The sequence below is a fragment of the Flavobacterium fructosi genome (assembly GCF_042787335.1).
GTDB lineage: Bacteria > Bacteroidota > Bacteroidia > Flavobacteriales > Flavobacteriaceae > Flavobacterium > Flavobacterium fructosi.
On record NZ_JBHZQA010000003.1, the window covers coordinates 173,033 to 191,864 of the forward strand.

The 18,832-nt window shown below is 32.2% G+C and carries 14 protein-coding genes; 1 reads left to right on the plus strand and 13 read right to left on the minus strand.

Annotated features, from left to right (window positions below):
- Positions 1–76: 76 nt before the first annotated feature.
- The 6 genes from ACFX5D_RS06055 to ACFX5D_RS06080 all read right to left on the minus strand — a co-directional run bounded on the left by ACFX5D_RS06055 (position 77) and on the right by ACFX5D_RS06080 (position 11,561).
- Positions 77–5,101, minus strand: coding sequence for a T9SS type B sorting domain-containing protein (locus ACFX5D_RS06055; protein WP_379857337.1), 5,025 nt, complete (start codon positions 5,099–5,101; stop codon positions 77–79).
- A gap of 24 nt (positions 5,102–5,125) precedes the next feature.
- Positions 5,126–7,465 (minus strand): T9SS type B sorting domain-containing protein, encoded by a 2,340-nt coding sequence (locus tag ACFX5D_RS06060; RefSeq protein ID WP_379857338.1) that lies wholly within the window; start codon positions 7,463–7,465, stop codon positions 5,126–5,128.
- Between the two features lie 15 nt (positions 7,466–7,480).
- Positions 7,481–8,317 (minus strand): ABC transporter permease, encoded by an 837-nt coding sequence (locus ACFX5D_RS06065; protein ID WP_379857339.1) that lies wholly within the window; start codon positions 8,315–8,317, stop codon positions 7,481–7,483.
- 56 nt (positions 8,318–8,373) lie between these two features.
- Positions 8,374–9,270, minus strand: a complete 897-nt coding sequence (locus ACFX5D_RS06070; protein WP_379857340.1) for an ABC transporter ATP-binding protein — start codon at positions 9,268–9,270, stop codon at positions 8,374–8,376.
- A gap of 67 nt (positions 9,271–9,337) precedes the next feature.
- Entirely contained in the window at positions 9,338–9,739 is a 402-nt protein-coding gene (locus tag ACFX5D_RS06075; RefSeq protein WP_379857341.1) for a response regulator, read from the minus strand.
- Positions 9,729–11,561 carry a PAS domain-containing sensor histidine kinase gene (locus ACFX5D_RS06080; RefSeq protein WP_379857342.1) on the minus strand — a complete coding sequence of 611 codons (1,833 nt, stop codon included), beginning with the start codon at positions 11,559–11,561 and terminating at the stop codon, positions 9,729–9,731. Before ACFX5D_RS06080 ends, ACFX5D_RS06075 begins: the two co-directional genes overlap by 11 nt.
- Positions 11,562–11,958: 397 nt before the next feature.
- Here ACFX5D_RS06080 and ACFX5D_RS06085 point away from each other — a divergent pair, with 397 nt between their 5' ends.
- On the plus strand, positions 11,959–13,026 hold the full coding sequence (locus ACFX5D_RS06085; RefSeq protein ID WP_379857343.1) for a hypothetical protein: 1,068 nt from the start codon (positions 11,959–11,961) through the stop codon (positions 13,024–13,026).
- Positions 13,027–13,623: 597 nt separating this feature from the next.
- Here the strand turns inward: ACFX5D_RS06085 and ACFX5D_RS06090 are convergent.
- The 7 genes from ACFX5D_RS06090 to ACFX5D_RS06120 all read right to left on the minus strand — a co-directional run bounded on the left by ACFX5D_RS06090 (position 13,624) and on the right by ACFX5D_RS06120 (position 18,777).
- Positions 13,624–14,682, minus strand: a complete 1,059-nt coding sequence (locus tag ACFX5D_RS06090) for a nucleoid-associated protein (RefSeq protein WP_379857344.1) — start codon at positions 14,680–14,682, stop codon at positions 13,624–13,626.
- A gap of 94 nt (positions 14,683–14,776) precedes the next feature.
- Positions 14,777–15,316 (minus strand): IS1096 element passenger TnpR family protein, encoded by a 540-nt coding sequence (locus tag ACFX5D_RS06095; RefSeq protein ID WP_379850056.1) that lies wholly within the window; start codon positions 15,314–15,316, stop codon positions 14,777–14,779.
- 154 nt (positions 15,317–15,470) lie between these two features.
- Positions 15,471–16,076: an HPP family protein gene (locus ACFX5D_RS06100; protein ID WP_379857345.1), complete on the minus strand. Its 606-nt coding sequence runs from the start codon at positions 16,074–16,076 to the stop codon at positions 15,471–15,473.
- A 9-nt stretch (positions 16,077–16,085) separates the two neighbouring features.
- Complete coding sequence (locus ACFX5D_RS06105; protein ID WP_379857346.1) at positions 16,086–17,390, minus strand: chloride channel protein; 1,305 nt, start codon at positions 17,388–17,390, stop codon at positions 16,086–16,088.
- 158 nt (positions 17,391–17,548) lie between these two features.
- On the minus strand, positions 17,549–17,938 hold the full coding sequence (gene gloA2 / locus ACFX5D_RS06110) for an SMU1112c/YaeR family gloxylase I-like metalloprotein (RefSeq protein ID WP_379857347.1): 390 nt from the start codon (positions 17,936–17,938) through the stop codon (positions 17,549–17,551).
- 86 nt (positions 17,939–18,024) lie between these two features.
- Complete coding sequence (locus ACFX5D_RS06115) at positions 18,025–18,213, minus strand: hypothetical protein (protein ID WP_379857348.1); 189 nt, start codon at positions 18,211–18,213, stop codon at positions 18,025–18,027.
- A 6-nt stretch (positions 18,214–18,219) separates the two neighbouring features.
- Positions 18,220–18,777 (minus strand): sugar O-acetyltransferase, encoded by a 558-nt coding sequence (locus ACFX5D_RS06120; protein WP_379857349.1) that lies wholly within the window; start codon positions 18,775–18,777, stop codon positions 18,220–18,222.
- Positions 18,778–18,832 lie beyond the last annotated feature (55 nt).

Consider the following 18,832-nt stretch of genomic DNA (forward strand, 5'->3'; position numbering starts at 1 on the left):
ATTAAACAGATAAAGGTAATTAATATGTATCTGAAAAAAAAAATTTTACAGAAACGATGATTACTTTTTAATCTTGTTATCTCTTCAAGCTAAAGTGTCCTTTCGCTTCTCGTCCGCTTTCTAATTTCACTGTGCACCAGTAATCATCAGCGGGTAAAGGATTTCCATTCAAATTTCCGTCCCAGCCTTCACTATTGGGGTTTATTTTAGTTATCAATTTCCCATAACGGTCATATATAAATATAATTGAATTGGTATTGAAATTGGAATTCACACCTTTTACACTCCAATAGTCATTATAGCCATCACCATTGGGAGTAAAATATTTGGGAAGTCCAAGTACAGCAATAGTTTGACGGACTATTCCACAACCATTTTTGTCATTAATGAAAACCTCATGGATTCCAGCGGGAACATTATTAAATAAATTAGATAATTGGAAAGGCCCGGCTGTTTCGTCTAAACTATATTCGTATTGCCCTTGTCCGGTAACATTTACAGTAATTGAATTTATATCTGTTAAATCTACGATTTTTATGCTGTCTAAATGAGCAACATCCGAAGCGGTAACTTTTATGGTGCGGGTTCTGCTACATCCCGAAACGGTGCTTACCTCTACAGTATAATTACCTTCAGTATTAACATTTAAAATTTCCTGTGTTTGTCCGACAATATTAATTCCGTCTTTTTTCCACTGATACGTATAATTGCTAGGAGGTGTTCCGTTTTGCACTCCCGCATGGAGTTGTACATAAAAAGTGGGTAGGTTGGAGCAAACTAATTCATCAACATCACCATTTGCATTAATGTTAATAATGGGAAACGAATTGACGATGAATTGTATAATAGTTTCTTCTGTACAGGTTGTATTTAATGGATTTTCAACAGTTACTTTTACATTTTGAGTGGCAGTATTAAATGGATTTGGCAATGGACTGGACAATGAATTACCTTTGCTGTTGTAATATTTGACTACCATTCCTACTTGTCCGTTAAGAATTGTACTTTGTATTGCTGAAGTATCAAATTTATTTAAGCCATCAGTATCGCTGGGTGCAGCATCATCACAAGCTGGAAGAATCACAACTGGATTAGCAACCGGATGCCTATCTACAATAAAAGTTATGCTCGTTTCATCATAACATGGAATGGCATTATTAGTGTTAGTCGTATTATTTGTAACTCTTGCTTTTATGATTTGTGACCTTGTTGCAAACGAATTTGGGAATGGACTTGGCAACAGATTGTTGTTTTGGTCAAGATAAGTAACTGTTACATTAGTTTGTCCACTTAACAAATTAGATTGTAAAGTACTTGTGTTAAATGTAAAGAGACCATCATTACTAATTTCATCACACTCTTTATAACTTGGAATTGCATGTGCGACAGGAAGTTTTTCAACTCTTAAAGTAATATAATTACCCAATCCGAAACAAGCATTGTCTAGGTTACTGTCTACTCTCACCCAAATTTGCTGTTGATTTGGAAAACCAACATTTTTATAAGTGGTTGTATTAGTGATTTCGTTGGTTTCTGCTAAAGCATCGGCCTCATTTTTATAATATTTAATGGTGTATGATGAACTTGGAGAAGGAAGAATTGCCTGAATATTAGCCGTAACACTACTGAAATTAAATGTGGCTATTCCGTCTCTATCATCATTTAAAGTATCTACATAATCATCGCAAACCGTAAAATTTTTATGAAATGTTGTTTGATTAATTTGGGTTGCTGAAACGATTAAATTGATTTTACTGGTGCTGAAACATCCATTTGAATTTTCAACTCTAGCCCATACCGCGCCGCTTCCACTGCTGAAAGCTATAGGTGTTCCTATTTTTAATGTTGGATCATTGGTGTTTGCTCCATTTAAAGTAGTGAAATAGCTAAAAACTTCGTTTAAGTAGTTTGTAGAAATAAAACTATTTTTTTGGGTTAAGTTAAAATCGGAGATGCCATCTGTGTCATCATCACATTGTTTTAAGATAATAGAATTGGCTACTACAGGCAGTGCCAAAGTTGTTAATGTTGCCGACGAAGAAGTTAATCCGCATGAATTGCCTGTTTTATTTAAAATTACACGATATTGATAACCATTCATTGAGGCACTTACACTTGTAATTAAAAGCGAATTTGTATTCGAATTAGAGTAGATTGAATTATTTACAATGTTATTCCATAAGATTCCATCGGTAGAAACCTGCCATTGGAATGTGTCTGCATTTGACGCATTTGTAATACTAACATTTTGTAAAACACATTGTGACTTGTTTTGTGGTTGTGATGTAATAATGATAAGACCTGCGGTGATATAGTTTGAATTGGGCACTGTGTAACCATTTGAACCGCTTTTTACGATACCATTTGTATTGATTGTAATTGGATTGTTTCCCAATAATCCATCAAAATTAGGGTCTGTAAATCCAGCTTCTGTGACGTCATTGCAAAGATCATTGTCGCTGTCCAAATCTATGTAGTTAAAATTTCCATCGGAGTCAGTATCAGTAACGATGTAATTTAATTTACCGCTATCTGGACTCGTTTCAAGTGCGTCAAACAAGCCATTTATACCAAAAGAAGCTGCTAACCCATCTATAACTCCATCTTTGTTGGAATCAATTGCATTGCTTCCTGATTCGACCAAGTCATAAATGCCATCATTGTCACTGTCTAAATCGAGCTGGTCATATACAACAGGAAAAGTATTGAAAATGTCGTTGTCGGTATTAATTCTAATTAGGCCAGGTTCAAAAACATTGTCTAATCCATTTTTATCGGAATCAATTCCAGAAAAAACTTTAAAACCTTTTCCTTGTGCTTCAACAGTATCAGGAATTCCATCATTATCGCTGTCAATGTCTAATAAATCCGGAATGCCATCAGAATCGGAATCAAATGTTTGGATATGTTCAATAGCAAATGTTGCTTTGTTGTTATTTAAGTCAGATAAATTGCTGTGAGAAAAAGTAAGTGAATTTGTTAAATAGGTTTGAAAATGGAATGAACCAGTTCCTGGAATTAATGGAGTTGTGGTATTGAGTCTGAAACGGATTTCAAACGATGAAAATTGCTTTACGCCACTTTCATAAATTCCATCATAATTGGTGTCGATCAATAATTGTCCAGTAGGATCAGTAACCGTGATGGTCTTGTCAGTTGGCACACGTACTATGAAATCTCCCTCACTATTCATATAATCAGTAACAAGTGTCGTTTGATTGGCATTATTTTGACTGATGTAACTAAATATTAAAGATTCCGGTTGGTTTAAATTTATGGTATAACGTACTGTTTTGGCTTTACCTGCGGGTACTTCAGATACAAATCCATATAAAGATTTCCCCGTAATTGTGCCGGAACCGCTTATTACACCATTATATTCTGTGCCTAAAAGGGGGTTAGATTGGTTAATTAATGAAATAAATACTTCAGATTGGTTAGTTATTCCATCGTTATCTAAATCAATGTCAATGTTGTTATTGGTGCCATCATTGTCAGAATCATGGGGACATTTACTTACCGGTATTTTGTCTGAGAAAACAGTAGAACCACAGTTCAAAATACTTCCTCTTACTTGGTAATATCCAGGTTGGGAAGGAGTATATTTATTAGTAGTCGCTCCTGGGATAGCTACTTCATTAAAAAACCATTGAAAAGTGTCATAAGAGGTTAATTCATTTATTTTTAAAATTACATTTGGAATACACGCTGTAGTGGCTGCCGTAAGTTTATCTGAAATGATTTCTGGTTTTAAATCGAAACCAGAATAATACCCTCCATAAGTTGCAAAACCATTTGTGCCCAAATAGGAAACATAAACCTGTGTTGTAGACTTTACACTTACATTCCCAGACAATCCACTGACAGAATAATAAACAAAACCAGGGTTTGCATTTATAGTTATTGGACTGGATTGGATTGGGGCATCATTGATTAAAACAGTAGCACCAGTTTCAGTCACAACATTGATACTTCCGTAGAAAGCGGTGCTTCCTATTGAATCTATAAAAGGAATATTGTCAACTATAGTAGGTGTAGAACAATTTATGGGTGGCACAAAAAATAGATTTTGGTTTGCTGGTGAAACCGTGCCGCCTATGCTCTGGTAGGCAAAAATATTTTCGGAACTAGTAACATATAAATTATTATTACTGTAATCACTGCCGTCAAGGATTAAATATTCCCCGGCATTTTTAATAACTGGCGTAAGATTTCCATTAACGTAAATTTTAGTATTGTCTTTATGTGCAATTAACAAGACACGTTCTAAAACATCAGTACCTAATCCTTTTATAAAAATATATTCTTTTCCCGTTTTTTCAAAAGAAACAATTTGATCGAAACCAACATCTCTTCCCCGGGAATTGTCAGTAATTGGTCCTTCATAATTAGAACCACCAAATGAACCCGCGTTTACAACGATATCTTTATCAGAATTTATTAAACTACCGATAATGTTAGTACTGTTAAAGTTTGAACCGTTATTTTCCATGGCTAAAACGTAACTTTCATTTTTATTCAAGGTAAATGATAATGGTCCTGTAAACTGTGTTCCGTCGGTTAAAACTGTACCATTAGGAATATTCGATATCGTTATATTGGTACCATTTTCAACAGCTAAAATTGATGCAAAATTCATTAAGCCGGTAGTGTTATATTTGTTTAACATGGCTCCAATTCTAAATTCTTTCCCCAAAGCACTATTCCCCTTGGAAACTAATCCTCCAGCTTGAGCATACGATCCGGCATTTGTTCGTAAGCTGGTGTAAATTAAATCCTCTGCTTCTACAATATAACCTTTGTTATTTAATTTTCCGATAGTTGTATTTGGTGTGAAAATTTGCGTGTCATTGCCTGATCCAATGGAGTAAATCCACGGGTTATTTTTGTTTATTGAACGTGTATATACATTTTTTCCAATTTCAATTACTTTTACTTTGACATCTAGTAGGCTAGGGGTAGAAATGTATAAATAATGATCTTGCGGAGCAACTGCACTTGAAGTTCCTGAAGTTAGTGGGGGTATATAATGCGTTTTACTAAATTGGGCAAAGCAACTTATTGATAAAAAAATAAATAAAATAAGTAAAGTTTTTTTCATGGACTAAAAATAGGAAAATAACTATTATCTTTTTAGTGAAAAATGACCTTTTATGATTTTATTGTCATCAAAAGTTATGTTAAACCAATAATCATCAGATGGTAATAAATATCCATTTAATGTTCCGTTCCAACCAGAGCTGGTCGAAGCGAACTGTTTCAATAATTTACCGTATCGATCAAAGATGGTTATCGTGGATTTTGGCAAAAGTTCCAGATTTTTAATTTCCCAAAAATCATTATATCCATCTCCATTTGGAGTAAAATAACGGGGATAATCCAATACATATATTTTAAAAGGAATCGATAATCCGCACCCTTTTTTATCTCGAGCATACACTAAATATTCTCCCGCAGCTACTTGCGTAAATAAAGGATTGTCTTGAAATAAAGAGCCGTCGAGTGAAAATTCATAATTTCCGACCCCAGAATATTCGACCAAAACTGAATTTCCGTTTCCTGCAAAATCAGTCACTATTGCATCTGTAATTGTTGCGATTCCAGATGCTGAAACATTATATTTTTTTGTCGCAGTACATCCATTTGTATTGGTGACTTTTACAGAATAATTTCCTGGTACCGTAACGATAATCGTATTTGAAGTTTCTCCGGTATTCCATAAATAACTAGAAAAACCAGCATTGACTGTTAAGTTTATGGAAGCACCATTACACAAAGAAGTTGTTTCATCTTTAAAATTTGGTGGACTAAAGGTATTAACTATCAGTGTTTCTGGAGTAATTGCATAACAATCAGAACCATTTACGATTCGCGCATAAATGGTTTGTTGGTTTGCAATCGTGTTATTGAAAATATTTGGTAAGGAATTTTTTTGAGAAATAGCATCAGTTGTATTCAAATAATATTCTACTTGTAATCCGGCAGGTAATCCACTCAAAACTTGCGGTGTGACTTGCGCATTCAAATCAAAATGATACAAACCATCTTGAACGCCATCTTCGTCACAGATATTAATTGGATTTTGTGGTGCAATGCTTTTGTTTGAAATCAACAGTTTAACTTCTGCATAATTTGCGCACCCAAATGAATTTGTGACTCTGGCAAAAAGAATTTGGTTTGGTGTTTTGTTCCTATAAGTTGAAGGATTTGTAATTGGATTACTTTGTTCTTGTGCTTCAAGTAATGATTCATAGTAAACAACGGCGCTTAAACTGATATCATTATTTTTCACCAAATTATCAACTCTGTTCAAATCATAAATGGTAGTACCATCATTATTGTCGTCACATTGAACCAAAGTCGTGGTGTTTAAAATAATTTGCGGTGTAAATTCAATTTTTATTTCACCAGTAGCGATACAATTCGGACTGCCTAATTCAACTTCAACCTTATAAGTGCCAGTATCTGTAACTTTAAGAGAAGGAGTTATTGCTCCGAGGATTGGAGTTAAGGCACCATTTCTATACCATTTATAAGAATATGCTGGCGATAGTTTAGTATCTATGGTAAAATTTTCGCCATAACAAATAGGATTATTTGGAAATAGTCGATTTGAACCTAAATTTATTTTGGAAGTGAAACTTCCTGCTTTTAAAAAAACAGCGGAGTTAAATGTTGTAGATCCATTATCTGCAATTACTAGTTTTATGTGGTACGTTTTATTAGGAATTACAGTCGTTTCAGCAGTCAGTACAATAGTTTGTCCTGCATAGTTGACTGGACTTGAAGAGGTATTAAATGCTCCAAAAAACGCATCGTTTATTGCAGGACAACCATTTATTCCAAAAGCAGGAGCGGGAATCACAGCAGGAATTAGGGGATGCAAATTTGTAGATGAAACAGGAATTGTGGTGTTTGGAATCACAGCCAGGTTTTGATAAGGGGCTATGCTCCCTGATTCTTTTATTAAAAAAGCAAAAGCATCTGAATAGGTACAAGGGAAAAAACTTTGGTATTCATTGGAAGCAAATATATAATCAAAACTTAAAAAATTGGTTAAAGGCGTAAAATCAAATTCTAAAACCGTTGCGTTTAGAGTAGATTTCCCTAAAATAGTATCTAAATCTGAATCTCCTAACCATTTATAACTATCGGGAGCATCAACATTTGCAACAAAAGGTCCTTCGGAATAAATACTGCTCCATGTGCTTAATAGTACACCTTCGGCAAAAGGAAAAGTTCCTCCCTGATTGTTAAAATAGGCGTAACTTTTGTTAGGAGGAGTGAAAGTATCTCCTGTTGCAATCGGATTAGAAACAGAAGCACAGGAACTATTATTTACTAGGATATTTTCAACAAGTTGCTGGGCTGTATAGGAATCGTTTACCAATATAGATTGTGCCGTTGCAATAGAAGTAGAGCAAAAGATGAAAATATATAATAAGATTTTTTTTATACAATTCATAGCTATATAAAGATACTACAAATCTCTGTTTTTTAATAATCGGTAAGATAATAAATTGAAAATCAAGGTCCAAGACAAAACAATTACGATAGATGAAAAGTGTACGCCATAATCCTTAGTGTTTTCTATACCTATTTGTGTTCCGATAGATTTTACGACAGATAGTCTGGAGAATGGTTCTACAATCAAATTCGACATTGATTCCAAAGGAAAAAATTGTGTAATATAGGCGGCTATTTTACTATCAGGGAAAATTTTAAAAGTCAAAATTCCTTTTAAAATTCCCTCAATGATATTCCAAACTAATAGAAATCCAAGAGCAAATGCGGATCGTTTTACTAATATTCCTAAAAATAAACAGAGCGAGAAAAAGCCAATTAATTTTATGAAATAAGCCACTAGATAGTCTAAATCTGAGAAAACAATTCCAATTTCTGTGTAAGAAGAAAAGCTAAACCCTAAAATTAAAGACAAGATGAAAATAAACACAGTCGATACAAATGCAAATAAAAAAATTGTCAAAAATTTAGATTGAATAAACTCCTTTTTACTCATTCCATCAATTAAATTTTGTTTCAAAGTACCATAACTGTATTCATTAGCCATCATGGAAACAATAACAATAGCCAGAAATAATTTTAATATTGCGGCAATATAAGTGTTGAAATGCCAAATAAAAGGAAAATTAAAAATTCCCATTTCAGCAAGATGAAGTTTAAAAACGCCCAGATCAAACTTTATTGAAGCAATTAATGCAATAAAAGTTAAGAGAATAAAATAAGTTAAAGTCAAAACACGGCTGGCTTTATTTTTCCATATTTTTTGTAATTCTATTGAGAGAAGTCGTTTCATTTTATAATTGGTATTTTGGAGATAGGATTTATAAATGTAGATTTTTATTGAAACAGTTATTTGTTTTTAGTTAATTCCAAAAATTGTTCTTCCAAACTATTTTTGCGTTTCACTAAATGACCGAGAACAATATTATTTTCAAATAGAAATTGATTCAATTCCCTTGGCTCCAATTTATCTTTTAAATAAACCAATACTTTTCCTTCTTCATTTACACTATTTTTTACCGCTGGATGGGTTTTTAAAACGGATATCAGATTTTCAGTGTCATCAGCTTGCAACTCAAAGAATCCCTGGTTTGCTGACATTCCATCAACCAATCCGGAATATAATACTTCTCCTTTTCTTAAAACTAAAGCATGTGTACACACTTTTTCTACTTCGTCTAATAAATGAGAAGCCAATAAAATGGTAGTTCCTTGAGCAGCGATGTGCTTGATGATATCACGGATTTGATGAATACCTTGCGGATCTAAACCATTTGTGGGTTCGTCAAGAATTAAAATTTCTGGATCGTTGAGCAGGGCAGAAGCAATCGCTAATCGTTGTTTCATTCCAAGAGAAAAAGTGCTGAATTTACTATCTTGCCTATCTACTAGACCTACTAATTCGAGCTTTTCGTTTACTTTAGCGTAATTTATACTTTTAATTTTGCAGACTAATTCTAGATTTTCTTTCGCAGTCATGTAAGGATAAAAATTGGGTCTTTCTATAATTGCCCCTACTTTTTTAAGTGCTTCATGAGTTTGCATTGTACCATCAAACCAGCTGTATTCGCCAGAGGTTTTATTGACTACATTTAATATAATTCCTAAGGTTGTCGATTTTCCACTTCCGTTAGGACCTAGAATTCCGTAGACATTGCCCTTGTGTATATTGAAAGTAACATTTTTCAGGGCTTGAAGTGAGCCATAACGTTTATTGAGATTTTTGATCGAAAGTATCGTTTCCAATGGTTTTATCTTTTTATATTTTCATATAGGACTATTAAGGAAGCCATTTGTTACTACCTTAATAGAATTAGTTTAAATCACCGATTAATTTGCATAAATCATCTAATTTTTGGGTTGTTATAGGTTTCATTATATACTTTTTAACTACTTTATATTTAGTGGCCATTTCAATATCTGCGGGGTCAATTGAAGAAGTCATAATAAAAATATGAATTTCTTTTGTTATTGGTAAAGAAATAAATTCGTCTAAAAACTGCCATCCATCCATGACTGGCATATTGAGATCCAGTAAAATTGCGTCAGGCAGAATCCCATTGTCTGCCGCATTTTGTTTTAATTTACTAATGGCATCTTTTGCGTTGTAAAACGATTCTATTTCTTCACAAAAATCATTTTTAGAAATAAGGATACTCATTAGTTTTATGGTTAATTTGTCATCGTCAATGATGTATGTTAATTTATTTTTCATATAAATAAATTTTAAAATTACTGCCTTCACCTTCCTTACTTTCTACTTCAATTTTACCATTCATGGCTTCCAATTGATTTTTGGTTATAAACAGCCCAATTCCTTTAGCATCTTCGTTATCATGAAACGTTTTATACATTCCAAAAATTTTATGACCATTTTTTTCTAAATTTAACCCTAAACCATTGTCTTTGAAGTTTATGACAAGGTAATCTTTAATAATTTCATAACCTATTTCTAGGGTTGAATTGCGTTCTAAAGATTTGTATTTTATTGCATTTGTAAATAAATTTAGTAATATGCTATCTAGGTAGGCGGGAATAGCAGTAACAGTCAAATCTTTTGGTATGGTGTCCGTTATTGTTATTTCACTTTCTTTTATAACTAAACTCAATGCCATTTTAGTTTTCTCAATTTCGTTTTTTAAAAAAATTTTCGTTTTTTCAATATTTGTCTTTTGCTGAACGCAAATAATCTCATTCAGATACTCTATTGATTCAGATAATTTTTCGGTTCCTTCCTTGAACAAATCAAAATAAGAAAGTTTATCATCAACGCTATCAGTATTTTCTATAACATCTACAATCATGGAGAGGTTGCTGGTATGCGAACGAATGTTGTGGGACACGATGTGCGTAAAATTAAATAATTTACTATTTTGATTGCTTGTAACTTCTAAAAGTCTTTTTAATTCTAATTCTTTTTCAATTCTTGAGGTTACATTTCGTCCTACACCAATGAAATTGATAAAGTTATTTTGGCTATCAAAGACTGTAGTGATGTTGAGTTCAAACCAGTATTTTTCTTTATTCTTAGTATAATTGAGTATTGTGATTTTAATACTTTCTTTATTCTTGATCGCTTTTTTTATTAATAATGTTGTCTGCACATCAGTTTCAGGACCTTTGGATAAATTGCCTGGTTTTTGACCTATTATTTCTTCCATATTAAAACCGGTAAGGTCTAAATAGGCTTGATTTGCCCAGACTGCAGTTCCTTCTTTATTAACAATCACAATGGTATCTGTCGTTTCAGATGCAGCAAGTGAAAGTAAATTCAATTTATTTTCAACATTTTTTCTTTCACTAATATCTCTAATAAAACAAACTAAATAAGTGATATTCTCCACTTTAAATTTTTTGCCGGAGGCTATCTCTACGGGAATGAATTTACCAGATTTAGTTTTTATGTACGTTTCAACTACGGTGTATGTATTTTTGGGTAAATTATATTTTAGAAATAAACCGGCTTTTTTTCTAAATTCTTTTGGAAATAATTTAGAATTATGTAAGCCAACTACTTCATACCTATCGTATCCGGTGAGTTCCAATGATCTGGGATTACAATCGCTAATAAGTCCATTTGAAGTGTCAATAATAAAAATGGCATCGTTAGCACTGGAAAAAATTGAAGAAAATTTTTCAACACTTAATTGTAACTCATTTATTAAATTTTGCTCATTTGTAATGTCTTGAAATGTACCCAACAGATTCATTGGTTTTCCGTCAATAATTTCTACCTGACAGATACATTCGATATACTTAATGTTATTTTTGGCGGTAGTAATCTGAAATTTTTCATCAAATGAAATACCTTCACTGATTGCTCTTTCAATTAAGATTTTTATTCGATTTCTATTCTTACCCTCCGTGTAAAAATTAATTCCGTTTCCATTTACAGGTTTGAAATTTTCAGGGACTTCAAGAATACACTTTATAACAGCGTCCCAAGATTCATCAAGGGTTGTCAAATTCATTTTCCAAATTCCAATTTTAGCTGATTGCGCAGCCTTGAAATAAAGTTCAAGCTTTTCTTCCATCATCAGAGTTTAAATGTTTTAATAATCATGGGGACAATCAAATATAAAGTTTATATCTTATTATTGCCCTTTAAAAAAAAAAAAACAGGCGAACCATAATTATTTTTTATTAAATTAGATTCAACTGGCTTTTTTTTCTAATTTATGTTTTTATACTAAGGATATAAAAATAAAAAAATTAATTTTTGTATAATTATGAAGCAGTTGCTATTTTCATGGAATTTTTAGTCGTATTTAGTGCTTTTCGATAAAATATTTTGGAATTATAAAATGAAACGGATAATAATAACTACCAAATTTTTATGTTTTTAGTAGGCCAGTAGTTTATAATTATATATTTAAAAAGGAAAAACCTTCAACAACATAATTTATTGTAATTTAGCGTTAAATTACCTTTCAAATGAGCAGTGAGCCACTAATGCTTCTAAAAAAACCTACATATCCCATTAATAATTCTCTCTTGGATTACTTGGAACGATTTGACCGTATTTCCAAAGTACCCATTTTCTACGATGATTTGTTGCGTTTTTCAGGTTCGATAAATGTGTATGATAAACACGATATGGATACTTTATGGGTAAGGGTGTATTACACTGAATTTGAAAGAAATGAAATTGATTTGACGTTAATGAAAATCTATTCATTGTTGCATTCTGATGGAAATTTAGGGATTATTAAGTTTTTGAATGTGGATTCGATCGACTATTGCACTTTTGGAAATTCAAAGCCTTTTAGAATAAAAGTTAGAAATATTTTAAATGATAATTACACGCATTTTTATATTAAGCGAGCAGATGCTTCTCGTGTTTACGGCTTGGAGTTGGAGCATATCTTGTCACCGGATAAGATAAATTTTTTGGTTTATAAAGATACTTTGATTGAAGAACATATTATGGGAATTGCCGGAGATGTGTTCATAAAAACGCTACTCGCAGACTGTACTGAAACAGAAAAATCACAAATCGCCAAAGAATTTGTTAAGTTCAATGAACGGTGTATGATACGTTTATTAGGAGATATGCGTTCTTATAATTATGTCATTATTCCAATTCACGATTTTGATCAGGTTGTATATAGAATTCGTGCTATTGATTTTGACCAACAATGCTTTGAAGGGAATTTTAAGGTCTATCGCCCGCAGTTTTTTAAAGAGAATTATCCAATGGTAAAATTAGTAAAAGAGAAACTTCAACACAGTTCGATTGAGCAGTATAAAGATGAAGAACGGGCTGTTTTAGCCAAAAGAATACATTCTGCCGAAAATCGGATCAAAAGATTATTGCAAATCATGGGGTCAGATGTTATTTCGACTGAGGAACATTTGAATCAGCTGAAATTGGAATTGTATAATTATACCAATGATTTGAATTTTAAAAAAGCAAGGTCTATGGGAAATGTGATGAGTGCTGCATTTGAATTTATAACCAGAAACTTTAAAAACACCAACTTATTTAATACTGGATTTTAACAAAATAGTTCAAAATAATATTTGAGCTAATTGGTGTTAACCCTTTTTTTTATTTTTTGTTTAAAAATGATAATAGATTGGATTAATAATAGCATGAGCATCTTTGTAGCGTTTAGGAAGGTATTGGAGTACGCAGACTTTAATTTTTAAAATCTCTATTTGAAAAAATTAAACCAGATGAATCTTTTTATTATTAAAACCGAACAGGGTTTCGTTTATTTCTTTTAATTCTGAAGTGAGAAATGTTTTATGGACATTTTCATCGTTGGTTAATTCGATTTGACAGACCGTACATTTATATTCTTTGAAGTGGTCTGCTCTAGCTAGTATAAATTTATATCCGAGCAATAAACACAAAATTTCTTTCATGATTTTTTTTTTGAATTCAGTTGTAATAATAATACTAAGATTTAGGTAAGTTAAATGCAATCAATAACTGTTTAAACAATGAATAAAATCGATTAAAGGCGTCATGTTTCAAATAAAACATAATAAATCTTACAAAACAATATTTTTTTATAATGTGAAATCAAAAAAAATCCTCAACTACTTTCGTAATAGAGGATTGCATAGTTATTTCTTTAACAGCACTATTTACTAGCTCTTCTCTTCTTTGTTAAAATATACTAAATAATAGTACATTTGTTTTTCTTCATCCCACCCTTTTTCTACATATTTTTCAGCACTTTCAGGATTGATAAAATCCATTTTTATTTGAATATGCGTATCTAAATTGATTACATTTTTGATTGATTTTCTTGCGTCAGAAACCGCTGCATTAGCAATCGGAAATGAGGTTACATCTTCTATACTGTATTTTTCTCCTTTATCTATTTTATAGTTTTTGAATTCTGGAATCAAATCTGGATTGTCTAAAACTTCATTTAAAAAATTAGTTTCTTCAAATTGATCATTTTTCGCAAAATAATTCACGGAACGGTTCATAAACATCACTTCTTCTTTCTTGTCTTCGGCTGGAAAAACAACGTCTTTGGCAAAGTTCTGGCAAAATTTCAAATATTTCTTTGTGATGAAATTTTCGTCCTCAAAAGCATCTACAGATAGGAAATGCTCTAGCCAGTAGCGCGCATCATATCGGTTACTGTCAACAGTCAGTATTTTGTAGCCTTCTTCTTTTTTATAATTAAAAATAATGCAACCTTTATCTAACTTGTTTAAACTTACACCTTGTTGTAAAATCATTTCCAAGTGTGTGGCTTTTTCTTCAAATTGTAAAAAGTCCGCTTGTATTTCACTTTTGAAGATTCCAATAGCATCCACTACATTATTGTCAATACTTACGTTTGTTAAATACGTAACATAGACTTCTCCATTCTTGATGTGCGGGTGATTGGATTGCTCAAATAAATGCTGCGTTATTTTTTTTGAAGTTTCGTGAATAGCAGATGGATTCCCAAAAACTTCCGATGCAAATTTGAACATATCATTATAATCCAAATCGATTTCATGCGCAAACTGAAAATAGTTTTCTTCTTTTTCTCTAAAAGGTTTAAAGAAAAATTCCTTCATCAAGGGAACAATTTCATCATTTAAATTAAAGGGCTGCTCTGATAAAAAAATGGCTTCGTTTCTACTTTTATTTCCAACTCTGTGGATCGATAAGTTTTCGATATGCGTATTATACAGATTGATCATATTCTCTATTTTTTTATTTTAGATGAGAGTACCACGATAAATGACAATTTTTTAGTCTTTCATCTTGGCTCCTGATGCTTAATCGCTTTGTTATTTAATTCCAATTCTCCTCAAACCCGTAGTCTTCAAAACTATCATCTCCTTCAAACATGTCTAAATCATCTTCGTCCAGTCCATCTTCAAATTCATCATTATAGTCATCTGCGTTATCAGCTTCGAAATTTTTCTCCATCGCTTCATCAGGCATTTCACCATGAGAAAAAATTGTTTCGGGATATAAATTTCCAATTACTTGATCTTCGACAGCTGCAAGTTCTACTAGGAAAGTCCACATATTGATAAAATCGTAAACGTAGATGATTTTTGTGTTTTCCTTATCCAATATATCAGACAATGGATAATCACTCATTACTTTTTGTTCACCAGGGATATCTCCCGTATCAAAAAGCGAAATTTCATCTTCCTGATTCCATGTTTCATCGCAAGTATAGAACGAAGCGACTTCCATTCCGTCAAAACCAAAGGAATTAAAGATAGCATTGTGTAAATCTTCTAAAGTATCGTCTTCAAGTATTGCAATGTCTCTAAAAACATCATCTTCTGCGTCTAGAATTACTCTAAATTTATAAACCATAATCTTTATTTTTGTTGAAAGGTCAAAGGTAAAATTTAATTTTAGATTTTAGATTTCAGATTTCAGATTTGTTGATAAGATTTTTGCGTATGGTTCTATATCTGTGTAAGCAGTTGATCGTAATAATTTCTAAAATAGCAATGCTTTTTATAAATTAGGATAAGCTGTTTTTGAATTTATTAGTAATTCGTTTTCTAATAATGTGATACTTTTTATGATTTGGATAGCTTCTGTTCGCGGTCATGTTATTGAAAATTAAAGCCACAATCAGTAGAATAATCACACCAGTTAGAACAGGATACAATACATACCAATAGCCAAGATTTGTAATTTTAGGGGAGCCAATTATTGCAATCAATGCAGTTGCGCCTCCAGGAGGATGCAGTGTTTTAGTTACTTGCATCAAAACAATTGAAAACGATACGGCTAGAGGAGCACTTATCCATAAAATATCGGGCGCAAATTTAGCTACTGTCACTCCTACAATAGCCGATACAAGATGACCACCAATAAGATTCCTGGGTTGTGCTAATGGACTTTGGATTGCGCCATAAACCAAAACACTGGAAGCGCCAAAAGACCCAATCAAAAAAACAACATCTGAATGTAGCAGCGTTTTCGATTGCATGTAAGCCATTAGACCTATACCAATAAACGATCCTAAAAAAGCCCAAAAATGTTCTTTGAAATCAACTAACGTTTCTTTGTAAAGAATGTATTTAGTTTTGCGATAATTCCTTTTTATTTTTTGAACCGACATAAAAATCTATTATTTTGATAAACTGTTAGAATAGGTATATACCGTAAAAGGGTATGTCATTTTAGCGGTATATTTTGAAATAAGACAAACAACTAAAATGGGCAGAAATAAAGTATAATTATTTGTTAATCCGCAAACTAAAAAAATTGCAGTAAATGGTGCGTGGATACTAGCACTTAAAACGGCAGCCATACCAATAATTACAAAATTTATCGGAATTACATTGGCATTAAACAAAGTATTCAAAGTAGATGCAACAAGTAATCCTAAAAATGCACCTATAAAAAGACTCGGTGCAAAGACACCTCCGTCGCCTCCCGAAGCCAAAGTAGCTGAAGTTACAATAGGTTTTAAAATTATAATCCCAATATAGGTAAGCGCTAATGAAAATGTCATGGGTGTATCACCTGAATTAATAAAAATAGTTTTGATGGCATGATAACCTTCACCATAAAGTTGAGGGAATATTAACAACGAAAGACTTAAGATTACAGAACCTAAAATAATTTTGTAATAATGAACGCTTATTTTTGAAAATTGAGATTTAAAAAATAATACGCATCGTGTGAGATATACAGAATTTAATCCGGACAAAATTCCTAAAAGTATAAAATAAGGTATGGCTTTTAAATGCCAAGTTGTTAGCGCTACAGTAAATAATGGTTTTTCATCTAATAAAAAAACCAATCCAAAAGCAGTCGCAACAGCAATTAAGGTACTGATTAAAAATGCTCGTGTTACTTTTCTCGAAATGACTTCAAGTGCAAAAAGAATTCCAGCTACCGGACTGCTGAATAAAGCGGTAATTCCTGCCGCTACGCCAGCACATATAAGCTCGGTTTTGTATTGTCTAAATACATTTTGTTTTCTTTGAGCAACGGAACCAATCGTCGCAGAAGCAACAACAGTTGAAACTTCAATTCCGGTAGATCCTCCAAAAACTACCGTTAACAATCCGTTGATGAAGTGGGATGGAATTTTATAATTGGGTAAGTTCTTTGATTTGGAATTGGTGCTTTCAAAAATTTCTTTAATCCCTTTGTTCTCTTTTTTTCTAAAAAGGTATTCTCGAAGAAAATAAATAATAGATAGGCCGAAAATTGGAAATAAAACAAAGAATATAGGATTTAGGGACGCTTTATGAAAAAATATTTCTTCGTAATATTCGGTAATTTTTTTTAATGAAATTCCTAAAAATGCAGAAAGAAAACCAATTAGAACAGAAACAATAACTAATTTTTGAAATTTAATTAAGTGGTAATTTTTTTTAATTCGGGCAGTATTGGTCATTATAAGATGTTTTGTAAAACTCATTTTCAAATAAAATAACAACTATGGTATTTAAAAAAGGAGTTTTTGAGGGTATTGCAAATTTAATGAAACAATCCTGAAATTAAATTAAAAACCGCCTAGAATCATCATTTTTTGTGATTTCTTTGTGAATTATGCTTTTTAATGATATAGAAAAGCTCTTATTTTTCATAAAATTCAATCGGGAGGTTGTCTGGGTCGGCAATAAAAGTAAAGCGTTTGTTTGTGGTGGGATCTAAGCGTATAGTTTCTGATTCAATATTTTTTGAAGATAAAAAAGCAATTATTTGATGAATATCATTTACTTCAAAGGCTAAATGGCGTAATCCAGTCGCTTCAGGTCCTGACGTACGCTGCGGTGGATTTGCAAAGGAGAAAAGTTCAATAATGTAAATACCATTTAAAGCCAAATCAAGTTTGTAGGATTCTCTTTCCTCACGGTAAATTTCCCGAATAATGGTTAAGCCCAAAACATCGGTATAAAACGTTTTTGATTTTTGATAATCGGAGCAAATAATAGCTATATGGTGTACTTTGTTGATAGAAATCATAGTTGTTTGTGTTTATTTTAAATAAGTCATTTCAGGAAGATTCGCATTTGGATCTTGTGCTAAAGAATCTGAATGAAGTTTATAGATTACCATTTTTGTTTTGTCGATGTATCAATTCTAAAAAGGAACTGCATTTCATTTTCATCATTTGCATTTTGCCAAAGCTGTTCTAAACACATTTCTGGAGATACATGAAACGCTTGGTCTTTTTCTAAAATAGCTTTGATAATTTCCAGAGGAACATTTGTGATTTTTGCTAGAATTTGTGGCATCATTAGCATTTATTCATTAAGTTTCCGAATCACTTTTGCTGGATTTCCTACTGCCAATGAGTTTTCAGGAATATCTTTTGTAACAACAGAGCCGGCACCTATCACACAACCGTTTCCTATTGTAATTCCGGGGCAAATTACTGAATTTCCGCCAATCCAACAATCGTCTCCAATCTTTATAGGTAGCGCATTTTCCAGTGTTTTTCTTAGTTCAGCATCAAGTGGATGTGTTGCGGTATACAACTGAACTCCTGGTGCAAAAAAGACATTGGAGCCAATAGTTACTTTGGCACAATCTAAAACAACACAATTCACATTGAAATACACATTTTCTCCACAATAGATATTATATCCATAATCACAAAAAAAAGGCGGTTCAATATATAGATTGGCTCCTGCATTAGGGATGAGTTCTTTTATTATTTCTCGAGCTTTCTTTGTTATTCTATACTCGGTAACATTTAATCTGTGAAGAAGATTTTTTGATTTTCGTCTGTCTTTTAGTAAAAGAGGATCTCCAGCCAAATAATATTCTCCCTCTATCATTTTTTCTTTTTCTGTTTTCATAAAATAGAATCTTGTTAGCGTAAATATAAAAGAAATTGTGGATGATTACAATTCA

What these genes read in the sequence shown, in the direction of transcription:
- ACFX5D_RS06055 (WP_379857337.1), bottom strand. Translation starts at nt 5,101, where the DNA reads ATGAAAAAAACTTTACTTATTTTATTTATTTTTTTATCAATAAGTTGC.
- ACFX5D_RS06060 (WP_379857338.1), bottom strand. Translation starts at nt 7,465, where the DNA reads ATGAATTGTATAAAAAAAATCTTATTATATATTTTCATCTTTTGCTCT.
- ACFX5D_RS06065 (WP_379857339.1), bottom strand. Translation starts at nt 8,317, where the DNA reads ATGAAACGACTTCTCTCAATAGAATTACAAAAAATATGGAAAAATAAA.
- ACFX5D_RS06075 (WP_379857341.1), bottom strand. Translation starts at nt 9,739, where the DNA reads ATGAAAAATAAATTAACATACATCATTGACGATGACAAATTAACCATA.
- ACFX5D_RS06080 (WP_379857342.1), bottom strand. Translation starts at nt 11,561, where the DNA reads ATGATGGAAGAAAAGCTTGAACTTTATTTCAAGGCTGCGCAATCAGCT.
- ACFX5D_RS06085 (WP_379857343.1), top strand. Translation starts at nt 11,959, where the DNA reads ATGAGCAGTGAGCCACTAATGCTTCTAAAAAAACCTACATATCCCATT.
- ACFX5D_RS06090 (WP_379857344.1), bottom strand. Translation starts at nt 14,682, where the DNA reads ATGATCAATCTGTATAATACGCATATCGAAAACTTATCGATCCACAGA.
- ACFX5D_RS06095 (WP_379850056.1), bottom strand. Translation starts at nt 15,316, where the DNA reads ATGGTTTATAAATTTAGAGTAATTCTAGACGCAGAAGATGATGTTTTT.
- ACFX5D_RS06100 (WP_379857345.1), bottom strand. Translation starts at nt 16,076, where the DNA reads ATGTCGGTTCAAAAAATAAAAAGGAATTATCGCAAAACTAAATACATT.
- ACFX5D_RS06105 (WP_379857346.1), bottom strand. Translation starts at nt 17,390, where the DNA reads ATGAGTTTTACAAAACATCTTATAATGACCAATACTGCCCGAATTAAA.
- gloA2 (WP_379857347.1), bottom strand. Translation starts at nt 17,938, where the DNA reads ATGATTTCTATCAACAAAGTACACCATATAGCTATTATTTGCTCCGAT.
- ACFX5D_RS06115 (WP_379857348.1), bottom strand. Translation starts at nt 18,213, where the DNA reads ATGATGCCACAAATTCTAGCAAAAATCACAAATGTTCCTCTGGAAATT.
- ACFX5D_RS06120 (WP_379857349.1), bottom strand. Translation starts at nt 18,777, where the DNA reads ATGAAAACAGAAAAAGAAAAAATGATAGAGGGAGAATATTATTTGGCT.